This window comes from Scandinavium sp. NPDC088450 (assembly GCF_044900545.1).
Taxonomy (GTDB): Bacteria; Pseudomonadota; Gammaproteobacteria; order Enterobacterales; family Enterobacteriaceae; genus Scandinavium.
In genome coordinates, this window is sequence record NZ_JBJDNI010000009.1 from 86,598 (window position 1) to 101,931 (window position 15,334).

General features: G+C 54.9%; 14 protein-coding genes. 6 read left to right on the top strand and 8 right to left on the bottom strand.

Translation table 11 applies throughout. The features are described from left to right. Positions 1-7: 7 nt before the first annotated feature. Positions 8-922, bottom strand: coding sequence for a LysR family transcriptional regulator (locus ACI2I2_RS10560; RefSeq protein WP_404657946.1), 915 nt, complete (start codon positions 920-922; stop codon positions 8-10). A gap of 120 nt (positions 923-1,042) precedes the next feature. Between ACI2I2_RS10560 and ACI2I2_RS10565 the strand changes: the two genes are divergently transcribed. Together ACI2I2_RS10565 and ACI2I2_RS10570 are read left to right on the top strand one after the other, a co-directional pair. Continuing rightward, entirely contained in the window at positions 1,043-2,857 is a 1,815-nt protein-coding gene (locus tag ACI2I2_RS10565; RefSeq protein WP_404657875.1) for an adenine deaminase, read from the top strand. After that, positions 2,857-4,200, top strand: a complete 1,344-nt coding sequence (locus ACI2I2_RS10570; RefSeq protein ID WP_404657876.1) for an NCS2 family permease — start codon at positions 2,857-2,859, stop codon at positions 4,198-4,200. The genes ACI2I2_RS10565 and ACI2I2_RS10570 overlap by 1 nt, the downstream gene beginning before the upstream one ends. A gap of 128 nt (positions 4,201-4,328) precedes the next feature. Here ACI2I2_RS10570 and ACI2I2_RS10575 read toward each other — a convergent pair whose 3' ends face one another. From ACI2I2_RS10575 to xseB, 4 genes are read right to left on the bottom strand one after another with little or no spacing between them, the layout of a single operon-like run. Then, entirely contained in the window at positions 4,329-5,303 is a 975-nt protein-coding gene (locus ACI2I2_RS10575) for an aldo/keto reductase (RefSeq protein WP_404657877.1), read from the bottom strand. 59 nt (positions 5,304-5,362) lie between these two features. Beyond that, on the bottom strand, positions 5,363-7,225 hold the full coding sequence (gene dxs / locus ACI2I2_RS10580) for a 1-deoxy-D-xylulose-5-phosphate synthase (protein WP_404657878.1): 1,863 nt from the start codon (positions 7,223-7,225) through the stop codon (positions 5,363-5,365). Positions 7,226-7,248: 23 nt separating this feature from the next. After that, positions 7,249-8,148 (bottom strand): (2E,6E)-farnesyl diphosphate synthase, encoded by a 900-nt coding sequence (ispA, locus tag ACI2I2_RS10585; RefSeq protein ID WP_404657879.1) that lies wholly within the window; start codon positions 8,146-8,148, stop codon positions 7,249-7,251. 1 nt (position 8,149) lies between these two features. Continuing rightward, positions 8,150-8,392, bottom strand: coding sequence for an exodeoxyribonuclease VII small subunit (gene xseB, locus ACI2I2_RS10590; protein ID WP_330983092.1), 243 nt, complete (start codon positions 8,390-8,392; stop codon positions 8,150-8,152). A 190-nt stretch (positions 8,393-8,582) separates the two neighbouring features. Between xseB and thiI the strand changes: the two genes are divergently transcribed. After that, positions 8,583-10,034 (top strand): tRNA uracil 4-sulfurtransferase ThiI, encoded by a 1,452-nt coding sequence (gene thiI / locus ACI2I2_RS10595; protein ID WP_404657880.1) that lies wholly within the window; start codon positions 8,583-8,585, stop codon positions 10,032-10,034. 149 nt (positions 10,035-10,183) lie between these two features. Beyond that, entirely contained in the window at positions 10,184-10,918 is a 735-nt protein-coding gene (locus ACI2I2_RS10600) for a GntR family transcriptional regulator (RefSeq protein ID WP_404657881.1), read from the top strand. A 29-nt stretch (positions 10,919-10,947) separates the two neighbouring features. Here the strand turns inward: ACI2I2_RS10600 and ACI2I2_RS10605 are convergent, their stop codons facing one another. From ACI2I2_RS10605 to ACI2I2_RS10615, 3 genes are read right to left on the bottom strand one after another with little or no spacing between them, the layout of a single operon-like run. Continuing rightward, positions 10,948-11,670 (bottom strand): glucosamine-6-phosphate deaminase, encoded by a 723-nt coding sequence (locus tag ACI2I2_RS10605; protein WP_404657882.1) that lies wholly within the window; start codon positions 11,668-11,670, stop codon positions 10,948-10,950. 9 nt (positions 11,671-11,679) lie between these two features. After that, positions 11,680-12,996 carry a 6-phospho-beta-glucosidase gene (locus tag ACI2I2_RS10610; RefSeq protein WP_404657883.1) on the bottom strand — a complete coding sequence of 439 codons (1,317 nt, stop codon included), beginning with the start codon at positions 12,994-12,996 and terminating at the stop codon, positions 11,680-11,682. Between the two features lie 10 nt (positions 12,997-13,006). Next, positions 13,007-14,278, bottom strand: coding sequence for a PTS sugar transporter subunit IIC (locus tag ACI2I2_RS10615; protein WP_404657884.1), 1,272 nt, complete (start codon positions 14,276-14,278; stop codon positions 13,007-13,009). Between the two features lie 400 nt (positions 14,279-14,678). Between ACI2I2_RS10615 and ACI2I2_RS10620 the strand changes: the two genes are divergently transcribed. Then, complete coding sequence (locus ACI2I2_RS10620; RefSeq protein ID WP_330983098.1) at positions 14,679-14,861, top strand: type II toxin-antitoxin system HicA family toxin; 183 nt, start codon at positions 14,679-14,681, stop codon at positions 14,859-14,861. Positions 14,862-14,864: 3 nt separating this feature from the next. Continuing rightward, positions 14,865-15,293: a type II toxin-antitoxin system HicB family antitoxin gene (locus ACI2I2_RS10625; RefSeq protein ID WP_404657885.1), complete on the top strand. Its 429-nt coding sequence runs from the start codon at positions 14,865-14,867 to the stop codon at positions 15,291-15,293. Positions 15,294-15,334: the final 41 nt, after the last annotated feature.

Below are 15,334 nucleotides of genomic sequence, written 5' to 3' on the forward strand. Positions count from 1 at the left end.
CCCCGTTTCAGGGGCGCAGTGCCTGGCGTACCCACGTAAAGCAGGACTCAATCATCGGTGGCAGCGGTTGGGCATTTCGCATCAGTACGATGGTGCGAGCCAGCGCGGGCTGCTGGAGTTGCACCACCTTCAGCTGTTCGTCATGCAGATGAGTCGTATAGAGCTGCGGCAGAATGGCGATGGCCAGTTTTGAGCGCACCAGTCCGTATAGCGTTTCGATGTAATCCACATGGTAACGCAGACTTAACGTCAGGCGGTGGCTCTCCGCAAGTGACGTCACCAGCCGCTGAACATTGCCTTTGGAAAACACCGCGATATCACGCTCTGCCAGTTGCTTCCATGGCAGATGAGGAGAGGTGGCTAACGCATCATCGCGATGGAGTACCGCGACAAACGGATCGTCCTGTAGCGGCCATGTCTGAAGCGATGAAGGCACCGAGTTGTCGAGCGCCCCGATGCCGAAATCAATCTGTCCATTCTGTAACAGCGTGACCAGCGAAGGGTTTGGGGCATCGTGAAATTCGACTTTTAGGCGTGGAAACTCGCTGGCTAGTTGTTCCGGTAGCGCCGGAAATAGCAGAGAGCTGACGGAGGGAATAAGGCCAATGCGTACCGTGCCGTTGCCGCCCGCTTCGACGATAGCCTGCATGTCGTTAAACGCCCGCTGTGCAACGCTCAGAATACGCTCGGCGTGCGGTAAAATCGCCATCCCCAATTCAGTCAGTGACACGGCTGTCGCCGTGCGATTCACCAGCTTGCCGCCGAGTGTCTGCTCAATCTGACGCAAGGCGCTGCTCAGCGCAGGCTGGCTGATCGCCAGACGGTTGGCGGTATCGGTAAAATGGCGCAATTGGGCAAGGGTGACGAAATACTGCAGTTGCTTGAGCGAAAGGGCAGGGAGTCGCTGCCAGGGGTCAATCATCATCATTTTTAATCAGGTGAGAATAACGTTGGCTTATCGCCCGATAAATTTAATCATCTGGGCAAACGTTTGCTGTGCGCCTAGAGTAACGTCATTCCCCCTTACCGGATAGTGTTTATTATGCAGGTTAGTGCTGAAACCCGCCGTCGTGCGGTGCTTGCTGCCCAGGGCCAGGTGCCTTTTGATCTTCTGTTAACCGATGCGCAGGTGGTGGACATGGCCACAGGCGAAGTACGTGAAGCCGATGTCGGTATCGTGGGCGCATTGATTGCCAGCGTCCACCCGCGCGGCACGCGTCAGGATGCTCGCGAAACACATGCGCTGAACGGGGCGTGGATCTCACCAGGTCTGATGGATACTCACGTTCATCTTGAAAGCTCACACCTTCCTCCGGCGCGCTATGCTGAAATCGTGCTCGCGCAGGGCACTACCGCCGTATTCTGGGACCCGCATGAGCTGGCGAATGTGCTTGGCATTGAGGGCGTGCGCTATGCCGTTGAGGCCAGCCGTGACTTGCCGTTGCAGGTGATGATTGCCGCCCCGTCCAGTGTCCCGTCTACGCCGGGTCTGGAAATGTCGGGTGCTGACTTTGCCGGGAAAGAGATGGAGACGCTGTTGAGTTGGCCTGAAGTCAACGGTGTTGCCGAAGTGATGGATATGCACGGCGTGCTACACGGCAGTGAGCGCATGATGGACATTTTGCAGGCGGGCCTGGAGAGCGGCAAGCTAATTGAAGGCCATGCTCGCGGTCTGAGTGGGGCAGAATTGCAGGCGTATCTGGCGGCAGGCGTGACGTCCGATCACGAGCTGACTTCTGCTGAAGATGCGCTGGAGAAACTGCGTGCAGGTTTAACCCTGGAGATTCGTGGTTCGCACCCCTATTTGCTGCCGGATATCGTTGCCGCGCTGAAAACGTTGCCGCACCTCTCTTCGCAGATAACGGTCTGTACCGATGACGTCGCGCCTGACCAGTTACTGGAGAAGGGTGGGATCATCGCGCTGCTCAATCTGCTGATTGCCCATGGTCTTCCGGCAGTGGATGTTTTACGCTTTGCGACACTGAACGCCGCTATTCGCTTGCAGAGAAACGATCTGGGGCTGGTCGCTGCGGGTCGACGTGCCGATCTGGTGGTGTTTGATTCACTCGATACCTTACGTGCGAAGCGCGTTTATGTTGGCGGGGAACTCATTGCCGAAGAGGGTAAAATTCTTCAACCGTTAACGGAGTCGACCCATCTTCAGGTTCCACGTAATACCCTGCACCTCTCGCCGCTGACGGAAGATGATTTCGCATTACGCGTTGAGGGAGTGCGTAATGGCGTGGCCCGTCTGCGTCATATCCGCGGGGCGCGTTTCACCCAGTGGGGCGAAGTGGATGTCACCATTCGCGACGGCAAAGTGTGTATTCCGGATGGCTTCAGTCTGATTTGGGTGCAGCATCGTCATGGTCGCCATGAAGCAAAACCTCAGGTTGCGCTGCTGGAAGGATGGGGAGAATTGCGTGGTGCCATTGCCACCAGTTATTCCCATGACTCTCACAATCTGGTGGTGTTAGGCCGTGATGCGGCACAGATGGTGAAAGCGGCGAACCAGCTTATCACCAGCGGTGGAGGGATGGCGCTGGCACAACATGACGAGGTGATTGCCCACGTGGCGATGCCGATTGCCGGAATGCTTTCCGATTTACCGCCGGAAGCACTGGCAGAACAATTCCGTACACTGCGCGATCGCAGCAGTGATATCGCCGACTGGGAACCGCCCTATCGGGTCTTTAAGGCCATCGAAGGAACTTGTCTGGCGTGCAATGCCGGGCCGCACCTCACTGACCTGGGATTAACTGACGGCACCACCCGTCAAATTGTTAATCCTGTCATTAGCTGTCAGGACATTCCGCTGGAAAGTGAAAAAGCTGAGCATAACGGGAGCGGCAAATAATGGCTGATAACACGCTGAATACTCGCTCGTCTTCAGGCTGGCTTGAGCGACGTTTTGCGCTCACTGAGCGCGGTAGCACGGTTAAAACGGAATGTCTCGCGGGTGTCACCGGGTTTCTTGCCGCCGCTTATTTGCTGGTGGTGATCCCCGGTCTGCTGGCGGTTGGCGGAATGGATAAAGGGGCGGTCACGACAGGCACTATCCTGGTTTTCATCGCCGGTTCGCTGCTGATGGCCTTTTATGCAAATCTGCCCTTTATCGTCGGGCCAGGTATTGGCGGCTCAGTGCTGGTTGGCGTGACGCTGGCGGGCAGTGAGGGCATTGGCTGGCAGATTGGTTTGGGCATTGCCTGCTGGTCCGGGATCTTGTTTTTCCTGCTGACGCGTTTTGGTTTGCGGGAAGTGGTGACACGATCAGTACCGCAGTCAATCAAGCTCGGGCTGACGGCCTCTATCGGTCTGTTTGTCGCGGTACTTGGTTTTCGTAATGCAGGTTTAGTGCTGGCAAATAGTCGCAACAACGCGTTGATGCTGGGGGATTTTCTGGCCCCGGGGGCGGTGGTTGCGCTCTGCGGATTACTTCTTGCCATTGCTTTACAGGCTCGCCGCGTGCCGGGTGCTATTCTGTGGGCGATTCTGTTTGCGACGCTGCTGGGGATCCCGATGGGCGTGACTCATCTGCCAGAACACATTATCGCAATGCCACATTCACTGGCTCCGGTGTTGGGCAAGATCGATCTCTTTGGGGCGCTGAATATCGCTTTCCTGCCTTATCTGTTTGTCTTCTTTGCCTCAGAGTTCTTCTCAACAATGGGGACGACGCTGGCGGTGGGCGGTGATGCCGGGCTGCTGGATGAAGAGGGCAATATGCCTCAGATCAACCGGCCATTCCTTGTTGATTCGATTGCGGCGGCCCTTGGCCCATGGATAGGTATTCCTGCCGCCACTGCACTGATTGAGTCCTCGGCAGCCGCTGAGGCGGGAGGGAAAACGGGCATCACCGCGTTGGCAGCTGCCGTTATGTTCTTATTGATGCTGCTGTTTACGCCCGTTGCGTTGATGATCCCGAAAGAGGCGACAGCCCCGGCGCTGATCCTGATTGGCCTGAATATGTTCAGCGGTTTGCGCAAAGTGGATCTGGCGAATTTCACCGAAGGACTGCCGGTGCTGATGATGGTGATGATCACCCTGATTGCCAACAGTTTCGGGACAGGGATTGCCGGTGGGCTGTTGTTCTACGTTGTTATCAAAGCCATTTCCGGGAAATGGCGTGAGATCCCAGTGGGTCTGTGGGTACTGGCAGTGCCGCTGGTGTACTATTTTGCGACACTGGTGAAGCACTGATTTTGTGGGAGAAGGCGTGTTTTTTCCACCCTCTCCCTGGCCCTTTCCCTGAGGGAGAGGGAATTCAGAACGAGCAGTGTTCATTCTCCCTCTCCCCTTGGGAGAGGGCAGGGGAGAGGGGCCATAACCTACTTAAACCCCACCACTGGATGTGGCTGATAAGGCGTTTCCAGCTCAGCAATCTGCTCCGGCTTCAGCGTAATATCCACCGCATTCAGCAAATCATCGAGCTGCTCTTCTCGCGACGTACCGATGATCGGTGCTGCCACGCCTGGCTTGCTTAACAGCCACGCCAGCGCTACCTGTGCGCGGCTCACGTCTAACTCTTCGGCAATCGCAGCCAGCCGTTCAGCTATCTGGGCATCGTTCGCTTCGGTGGTGCTGTACAGCGTTTTACCAAACTCATCAGACACCACTCGCGCTGTCGTTTCGCCCCAGGGTCGTGTCAGACGACCACGTGCCAGCGGGCTCCATGGGATCACCGCCACCCCTTCCTGATAGCACAGCGGCAGCATCTCGCGTTCTTCTTCACGGTAGATCAGGTTGTAGTGATCCTGCATGGTGACAAAGCGTGCCCAGCCGTTTTGTTTCTGCAATTCCAGGGCCTGAGCAAACTGTGAGGCGTGCATTGACGAGGCGCCGATGTAACGCGCTTTCCCGGCCTTGACGACATCATTTAGCGCTTCGAGCGTTTCTTCAATCGGGGTGTTGTAGTCCCAACGGTGGATTTGCAGCAGGTCGACATAGTCCATGCCGAGCCGACGCAAACTGTCGTCGATGGAACGCAGGATTTGCGCTCGGGAAAGGCCTTGCGGCAGGTCGCCTGTCTGGTGATAGACCTTGGTCGCCACCACCACATCCTCGCGGCGGGCAAAATCACGTAGAGCACGCCCGACGATTTCTTCGCTGCTGCCGTCAGAATAGCTATTGGCGGTATCAAAGAAGTTAATGCCGCCTTCCAGAGCGTGTTTGATGATAGGACGACTGCTCTCTTCCGGCAGCGTCCAGGCGTGGTTGCCGCGATCGGGCTCGCCAAAGGTCATACAGCCCAGACAAAGTCGGGAGACGTTGAGGTCGGTCGTTCCTAATTTGTTGTATTGCATGGTTCCACTCCTGCGATGAACATAACGTTAAGCATAGCAGGAGCGGAAAAAGGGAGGGATCAGGCCAGCCAGGCGTTGATTTTCGCTTCGATTCCTTCGGCATCCAGGCCAATTTCGGCCCGGGCTTCTTCCTGCGTGCCTTGTGGGATAAAGAAATCAGGCAGACCGAGGTTCAGCACTGGCACCGGTTTACGATGTGCCATCAGCACCTCGTTCACACCGCTACCTGCACCGCCCATAATGGCGTTTTCTTCAAGGGTGACCAGCACTTCATGACGTGCGGCCATCTCCAGAATCAGTGCTTCATCCAGCGGTTTCACAAAGCGCATATCGACCAGCGTGGCGTTGAGTTTTTCCGCGACTGTTTCAGCGTCTGCCAGCAGAGTGCCAAAGTTCAGAATCGCGATTTTCTCGCCCTGACGTTTCACCACGCCCTTGCCCAGCGGCAGTTTTTCCAGCGGAGCCAGTTCAGCACCCGTGCCACTTCCACGCGGATAACGCACAGCACTTGGGCCGTCATTGTGGTGATAGCCGGTAAACAGCATCTGGCGGCACTCGTTCTCATCGCTCGGGGTCATGATGACCATATCCGGAATGCAGCGCAGATAAGAGAGATCGAATGCGCCCTGATGGGTTTGCCCATCTGCACCCACAATCCCGGCACGGTCGATAGCAAACAGCACCGGCAGCTTCTGGATAGCCACATCGTGGATAACCTGATCGTAGGCGCGTTGCAGGAAGGTGGAGTAAATCGCCACCACCGGCTTGTAACCGCCAATCGCCAGACCTGCGGCGAAGGTGACCGCGTGCTGTTCAGCAATCGCGACATCGAAATACTGATCCGGGTATTTCTTCGAAAACTCAACCATCCCGGAGCCTTCGCGCATCGCCGGAGTGACCGCCATCAGCTTATTGTCTTTGGCCGCCGTTTCGCACAGCCAGTCGCCGAAGATTTTCGAATAGCTCGGCAGACCGCCGCTGCTTTTCGGCAGCACGCCGCTGGTGTGATCAAACTTCGGCACGGCGTGGAAGGTGATCGGATCTTTTTCCGCTGGCTCATAGCCACGGCCTTTCTTGGTCATGATGTGCAGGAACTGCGGGCCTTTCAGGTCTCGCATGTTCTTCAGGGTGCTCACCAGACCCAGCACGTCGTGCCCGTCCACCGGGCCGATGTAGTTAAAACCGAGCTCTTCGAACAGCGTGCCCGGCACCACCATGCCTTTAATATGTTCTTCGGTGCGCTTGAGCAGTTCTTTAATTGGCGGTACGCCAGAGAACACTTTCTTGCCGCCTTCGCGCAGCGAGGAGTAAAGCTTGCCGGAAAGCAGCTGCGCCAGATGGTTGTTGAGCGCACCAACGTTCTCGGAAATCGACATTTCGTTATCGTTGAGGATAACCAGCATGTCCGGTTTGATATCGCCCGCGTGGTTCATGGCTTCAAACGCCATGCCTGCGGTAATGGCGCCATCGCCAATTACGCAGACGGTGCGACGCTGTTTGGCTTCTTTTTCGGCGGCGACGGCGATGCCAATCCCGGCAGAAATGGAGGTCGATGAGTGGCCGACGCTCAGCACGTCGAATTCGCTTTCACCGCGCCACGGGAACGGGTGCAGGCCGCCTTTCTGACGAATGGTGCCAATTTTATCGCGACGACCGGTCAGAATTTTGTGCGGATAAGCCTGATGGCCTACGTCCCAGATCAGCTGATCAAACGGGGTGTTGTAGACATAGTGCAGCGCCACGGTGAGTTCCACCGTGCCAAGCCCGGAGGCGAAGTGTCCGCTGGAGCGGCTCACGCTGTCGAGCAGGTAGCGGCGCAGTTCGTCGCAGAGCTTCGGCAGGCTCTCTTTTGGCAACAGACGCAGTTCCTGAGTGGACTCCACCAGTGCCAGCGTCGGGTATTTGGCAATATCAAAACTCATCAGAGACTCATCGTGGTGTTTTTTTATTTATCGCGCTGAATAATATAATTCGCTAGCGCTTCCAGTGCCGTGGTGTCCAGAGACTGCGCGGCCAGAACGGTCAATGCCTGGCGGGCTTCTTCAATCAGATCACGGGCTTTCGTTTGGGCTTGCTCAAGACCCAACAGGGCAGGGTAGGTGCTTTTGCCAAGTTGCTGATCGGCACCCTGGCGCTTACCAAGGGTCGCAGTATCCCCTACCACATCCAGAATGTCATCCTGCACCTGGAAGGCCAGGCCGATGCATTCTGCGTATTTATCCAGTACCGGCAGCGCAGCGAGGCCTTTATCACCCGCACTCAGCGCGCCTAAGCGTACGGCAGAACGAATCAGTGCGCCTGTTTTATGGCGATGGATACGCTCCAGCGCCTGCAAATCAACCTGTTTGCCTTCCGCTTCCAGGTCTAACGCCTGACCGCCACACATGCCCGCCACGCCGCTCGCTTGTGCCAGCTCGGAGACCATTTTCAGACGATAGCGATCGCTCACTTCCGGCATGGGCGCATCACTGAGTATAGAAAACGCCAGCGTTTGCAACGCATCTCCGGCCAGAATGGCGTTGGCTTCGCCAAATTTAATGTGGCAAGTCGGCTGACCACGACGCAGATCGTCGTCATCCATCGCCGGTAAATCGTCATGAATCAAAGAATAAGCGTGAATACATTCCACCGCCGCAGCGGGCGCATCCAGCGTGGACAAACTGACGTTGAACATCTCGCCTGTGGCATACACCAGGAACGGGCGCAGGCGCTTTCCGCCTAAGAGTGCGCCATAGTGCATGGCTTCGACCAGTGGAGTGTTCTGAAACGGCTGCGGGGCGATGAACTGACGCAGCGCGTCGTTAGCTCGCGTTACGCAGGCCTGCAATTGTTGCGTGAAATCCATCTTACTCGGCGTCCGGCGTGAAGGGGGTCAGTGGGGCGTCTTCGTTATCGGCCAGCAGGATTTGCACACGCTGCTCGGCCTGTTGCAGCTTCACCTGGCCCTGACGCGCAAGCCCGATGCCGCGTTCAAACTCGTTCAGCGCCTCTTCCAGCGGAAGATCGCCGTTTTCAAGGCGCGAGACAATCTGCTCAAGTTCAGTCAGTGCGGTTTCAAAACTGGCTGGCGCTTCATTTTTCTTTGGCATGTGAATGGACTCTTATGTTTTCAGCCCCGTCATGGTAACGGACTCGGGGCAATTATCAAATAACGCGCAATGTGCACAGGAGCCGCGCGAAGGTGGTATACTTGCGCGCCTGGATGCAGCCACCGACGTGAGCTGCTGTACTCTTTTTCATCACAAGCCTTTGCGGGCTTGCCAAAGAACCATTGCCGCCATGAAGTTTATCATTAAATTGTTCCCGGAAATCACCATCAAGAGCCAATCTGTGCGCATACGCTTTATAAAGATGCTCACCGGGAACATCCGTAACGTTCTGAAGCAGTATGACGAAACCCTCGCCGTGGTGCGCCACTGGGATCACATTGAAGTGCGTGCCAAAGATGAGGCGCAGCGCCCTGTCATTCGTGACGCGCTGACCCGCATTCCCGGCATCCATCATATTCTGGAAGTGGAAGATGTGCCTTTCACTTCGCTGCACGATATTTTCGAACAGACGCTGCCGCTGTGGCGTGAGCAACTGGAAGGCAAATCCTTCTGTGTGCGCGTGAAACGTCGTGGTAAGCACGAGTTCACCTCTATCGAAGTGGAACGTTACGTTGGCGGCGGGCTGAATCAGCATATCGAAACGGCACGCGTGAAACTCACCAACCCGGACATCACCGTGCACCTGGAGATCGAAAACGATCGCCTGCTGCTGGTGAAAGGCCGCTATGAAGGCATCGGCGGTTTCCCAATCGGCACTCAGGAAGACGTGTTGTCGCTGATTTCTGGCGGCTTCGATTCCGGCGTCTCCAGCTACATGCTGATTCGTCGTGGTTGCCGTGTGCACTACTGCTTCTTTAATCTCGGCGGCGCGGCGCATGAAATCGGTGTTCGCCAGGTGGCGCATTATCTGTGGAACCGTTTTGGTAGCTCCCACAAGGTGCGTTTTGTGGCGATCAACTTTGAGCCTGTGGTTGGCGAAATCCTTGAGAAAATCGATGACGGTCAGATGGGCGTCGTCCTGAAACGCATGATGATGCGTGCCGCATCACAAGTTGCCGAGCGCTACGGTGTGCAGGCGCTGGTGACCGGCGAAGCGCTGGGCCAGGTATCAAGCCAGACGCTGACCAACCTGCGTCTGATCGACAACGTGTCTGACACGCTGATCCTGCGTCCGCTGATCTCTCACGATAAAGAGCACATCATCGATCTGGCGCGTGAAATCGGCACCGAAGATTTCGCCCGTACCATGCCGGAATACTGTGGTGTGATTTCGAAGAGCCCAACCGTCAAAGCGGTGAAAGCGAAGATCGAAGCGGAAGAGCAGAACTTTGATTTCGCGATCCTCGATAAAGTGGTGGCGGAAGCCAGCAACGTCGATATCCGTGAAATTGCACAGCAGGCCGAACAGGAAGTGGTGGAAGTGGAAACCGTTAGCGGCTTCAGCGCCAACGACGTGATCCTCGATATCCGCTCCATCGACGAGCAGGACGAAAAGCCGCTGAAAGTGGAAGGCGTTGAGGTTGTTTCTTTGCCTTTCTATAAACTCAGCACGAAGTTTGGCGACCTTGATCAGAGTAAAACCTGGCTGCTGTGGTGTGAGCGTGGGGTGATGAGCCGCCTGCAGGCGCTGTATCTGCGTGAGCAAGGTTTCGCGAACGTGAAGGTTTATCGTCCTGAGTAAACTGTCGGATTTCCCCCTCTCCCTCAAGGGAGAGGGCACCAGACCGCACTGTTCGCCGGGCGGCACGTTGTTTGCCCGGCCTACAAAAGCGGCAGGAATTTGTAGGCCGGGTCAGCGCAGCGCCACCCGGCGATTTTCTGGGAACCGCAATGCAAAAAACGCACAAATACCTCGAAATTAAGGAACGCCTCAAAGGCGACATCCTTAGCCAGGTCTACAAAAAAGGTGAAAGCATTCCCTCCGAGCGTGAACTGGCGACGCAGTATGACGTCACCCGTGTCACGGTGCAGAAAGCCATTGATATTCTGGTGCAGGAAGGGTTTATCGAGCGTATTCACGGCAAAGGCATGTTTGTGCTGAAGAATACCGACACCAGCGTTTACCTCCTCAATAACGAAACCAGTGACAGCATTCTTGGCTTTTCCCGTGAATTTCAGGGGCGGGTCAAGGTCAGTAGCCAGTTATTAAAATTTGAGCTGATTCAGGCTGATGCCACTCTCGCACAGCATCTTGAAATCACCACGGGTGACAACGTCTGGTTTATCCGCCGAATCCGTCTGCTGGACGGCAATCCTGTGCTGGTCGAAGACAGCAATATTCCGCAACGCATCATCGACACCATTCCTGAGCATATCCTCAAAGAAGGCTCGCTGTATGGTTATGTCGAAGAGTACACCGGGAAGAAAATCAAGGATGCGGATTCCATTATCGAAGCCGCGCTGTTTGATGCTGAGCTGGCTCCTTTGCTGAATATTGCCAGCGGGCTGCCGATGCTGAAAATCACCGAAGTGACGCGTCTGGCCGATAAAACGGCGTTTAACTTTTCCATCAGCTACAATCGCGCAGACATTTTCCGCGTCAAAAACCTGCGCATCGAACGCTAGCAGACGCGTGAGCGCCTGCCAGAGAAAAGTTACAGCGTGCTGGCGGCCGCCTTATCGACGTACAAACTTGCCTTGTTGGTTGTCTTGACCAGCGTGGAAGGAATGGCGTTGCTGGCAGACTGATTTACTGTCTGCGCCACAACCGACGCTTTCTTCTCACCACTCGCCATCAGCACGATTTTCTTCGCAGCCAGAATCGTTTTCAGGCCAAGCGAAATCCCCTGCTTAACATCCCGCGCCGTACCGAAATATTTCACTGACACGGTCTGAGTGACAGGATCGAGATCGACAATGTGGCAAGTCTTGTCCAGCGCAGCTCCCGGTTCGTTAAAGCCAATATGACCGTTCATCCCGATGCCGAGCACGATGCAGTCGAGTGGGCCGTGCTTCTCGATATAGCTGTCGACGCGTTTGCACTCAGCCTGCGGATCGTTTGTCAGGCCGTCAAAGAAACAGATTTGCTCGTCTCGTAAGGCCAGTTTATCGAAGAAATGGCTCCAGACCATTTCCCGGCAGCTGCCTTTGTCCTCTTTGCCAAGCCCAAGCCATTCATCGAGGCCGACAAACTGCGTGCGGGAGAAATCAACGTGGCCCTGTTTTTGCGCCTCGACCAGGGCGGCAAACACCCCGAGAGGCGTATCGCCGCCTGCAATGCAGATCAGCGCATCCGGTTTTGCGTTCACACAGTCGATAACGTTCTTCGCTACCGCTTCACACAGCTGTGGGTAATCCTGAGAGATAAGCGTTTTCATTGCTGCTCCTTAGCGTTTGGTTTGATATTGCGGTAAATAGCGCTGATTCACTTCCAGATATTCATCAAGAATCTTCTCCGCAAGCGTGGCGGAAGGCACTAATGGGTTGATGGTCAGCGCCATCAGCGCCGTGCTGTAATCGCCAGTGATTGCGGCTTCAACGGTCAACTCTTCATAGGCTTTAACACTCTGAATCAAACCACGTATTTTCACCGGCAAACGGCCATAAGCCAGAGGGTGAGCGCCGTGACGGTCGATCATTGCGTTGGTTTCCACGGTGACATGATCGGGCAGATCCGGCGTCGTTCCGTTGTTCACGGTGTTGACCACGTGGATCTCTTTCTTGTCGTTATAAATCGAGCTGATAATCGAGCAGGCGGTATCGGAGTACCAGGCCCCGCCGCGCTTTTCCAGCTCTTTCGGTTTATGGGAAAGGTGCTCATCCTGATACAGCTCAAACAGACGGTGTTCAATTTCTCGCGTTTGCTCGCCTCGTGTGCCCTTCGTTGTTGCATCTTTTTGCGCCGCTTCCACCATTTCGCGGGTCAGGAAGAAGTACTTCAGATAAGAAATCGGGTACATGTGCAGGGCTTTGGCAAAGCGCGAAGAGAAGCCAATATCCGGAATGTTTTTCAGCGAGTTGCTGGCGCTGCCCTGAGCCAGTTTTGCCATGAAATCGTCGGTGTAGTCTTCGCCTTTGATGTATATCTGGTCGGCGAAAATCAGGTGGTTAAGCCCCATGATACGGGCGTAGACATCTTTCTTTTCCACCTCATACGCTTTGGCGATATCCATCAGCATGCTGTTCGCGCCGCTGCAAATCCCGATACTTTTAATCCTGGAATGACGAGTGATGGCTTCGGTGACAATGCCCGCCGGGTTGGTAAAGTTAATCAGCCACGCGTCCGGGCAATATTTTTCCATATCGCGGCAGATATCCATCAGCACCGGAATGGTACGCTGGGCTTTCATAAAGCCGCCGGGGCCGGTGGTTTCCTGACCAAGGACGCCATATTTCAGCGGGATTTTTTCGTCGTTAATGCGTGCATCAAGGAAGCCGACACGCAGCTGAGTGGTGACAAAATCGGCATCTTTCAGCGCTTCTTCACGATTGAGTGACAGGTGAATTTTCATCGGGATCCCGGCTTCTTTCACCATTCGCTGCGCCAGTTTGCCGACAATTTCCAGCTTCTCTTTGCCTTCCTCAATGTCCAGCAGGTAGTAGTCGGTCACCGGCAGTTCATCGTAGCGTTTGATAAAGCCGTCGATCAGTTCCGGGGTATAGCTTGACCCCCCACCGATGGTCACGATTTTTAACTTTTTCATAGTGATATCCTTAAGACGAAGCAGAGTCAGTGTTCAGTACAGAGTCAGTAGCCTGTTGGCTTTCCTGCGCTTCACGCGCCAGTTGTTGGCGTTCGAGCGTTTTGAAGAAGGGGAAGTAAATCGCCACTGAAATCACAATGGTGCAGACAGACCAGATGACCGCCGGGATATTGCCTCCCGTCACAAACCAGGCGGCCAGAATTGGCGGCATGGTCCACGGGATTTGCAGCACCGGGCGGCCGATGATGTCGAAGTACATCAGGCTGTAGGTGGAGATGCACAGCAGCATCGGTGTCAGCGTGAAAGGGATCATCAGCAGCGGGTTGAAGACAATCGGGGTGCCGAAAATCACTGGTTCGTTGATGCAGAAAACGGCGGAAGGCAGCGAGAGCTTACCCACTGATTTATACATCTTGCTGCGGGAACGCAGCATCGCCAGCACCAGCCCGAGCGTTGCGCCAGTGCCGCCAATACACATAAAGACGATGTAGAAGCCATCCGCCGTAATGTGAGGGATCGGCTGGTGGTTCAAATAGGCCTGAGTATTTTCAGCGATATATTTCAGGAAGATGGGGCTAGTGATGCCAGAGAGCACGTTGTCGCCGTGAATGCCGCAGCACCAGAGCAAGGAAATCAGGAAAATCAGGACCAGCATACCCGGCAGTGAACCCAGGCCGCTGACCAGTGGGCTTAAAATCTGGGTGAAAAATTCATTGATATCAAAGTTCAGCATCACTCTGACAAACCACACCAGCGTGATGGTCACCGCCGCAGGCACCAGGCTTGCGAAAGATTGTGCAACCGCAGGCGGCACGCCATCCGGCAATTTGATGACGATTTCGCGGCCAACAAACCAGCGAATAATCTGCACGGTCACTATCGCAAGAATGATGGCGGAGAACAGTCCAGCCGCGCCGAGGTTATCCACGTTTAGCTGATATTTGTCATTAAGCTGCGCCAGCAGGAATACCACCAACGTCACGGCGGTGCAGGTAATGGCGTTGAGTTTGTATTCTTTCGCCAGGTTGTAGCTGATCCCGACGGCAGAAATCAGGCCGATGGCACCAAACGTGACGGCCACCGGAGCGCTGATTTTATCAGCCCACGGGCCAAGCCACTCGCTCCAGCCAGGGATGGGCAGGTTGGCAATAATCAGGAACAAACTGCCAGTAATGGTAAAGGGCAACGTCAGGGCAATTCCGTTTCTGACGGCGACCAGAATTTTGTTTTCACCGATCCGGATGAGGACAGGGACAACCTTGCTCTCAATAAATGTCACCACGGGCCACTCCTCTTATGAGGTTTTTATGCCTTCTGTTGTAGGGGTCAGAAGGTTATTTGTAACTGGACTAGTCCAGTTGTGCTTGAGTGTTCCACGCATTTTCTGGACTGTCAAACAGGCGACAACCTGGCAAATAACATGTCATCTCAATGAAATATCAGGGATTTGTTGAATCGGGGGGCGGAAGGGGATGCGCAGAAAAGATGAGAAGTGTGAGCGCTGGCACGCAAAACCGTACCTGAGCAGATCTTGATTAATTCTTAAAATGTCTTTTCCTGAAACGGCCTCGTAAATCATGAAAGTCATGATTTACAGTAAGTTATACGAGGCATATAAAAGCATCACCTCGTAATCTTTGTGTTGTTAATAAACAAAAAAGTTTATACTCAGGGAGTGGTCGATGAAGCAAAGGGAATTTCGTCAGTGGCTGGCAAGGCAAGGAGCCATCTTCGTTGAAGGTACAAATCACCTGAAGATTTACCTTCATGGCCGTCAATCGGTTATGCCACGGCATCCGGGTAAAGAGCTGAACGAAAAGCTGCGCAAGGCCATCATTAAGCAACTCAATCTGCGCGAGGAATGAACAATGAAATACAAAGTGGTGATTGAGAAAGACGACGTTGAAGGGGGCTGGTTTGCCTCTTTCCCACAGATTCCGGAAGCGCTGACCTGTGGCGACACCCGAGAGGAAGCGTTGCAGATGGCCGAAGATGCCCTGGTCACTGCGCTGGATTTTTACTTTGAAGATGAGCGTGCAATCCCGCTGCCTGACGCGCTCAATGCTGAGGATGAGTTTGTCCAGCTGCCAGCCAGCATCACGGCTAAAGTGCTATTGCTGAATGCCATACTAAAGAGCGGCACCAGCCAGGCGGAGCTGGCGCGTAAACTGAAAACCCGCCCGCAGGAAGTGACTCGTATCGTGAAGCTGGGGCACTCAACCAAAATCGATACCATTGCCGGAGCGTTGTCTGCGCTGGGCTGGCAGTTGGAACTCACTCTTGTGAAGCGAGCTTAACGGCAGGTTTTGGTAGGCCGGGTAAGGCGATAGCCGCCACC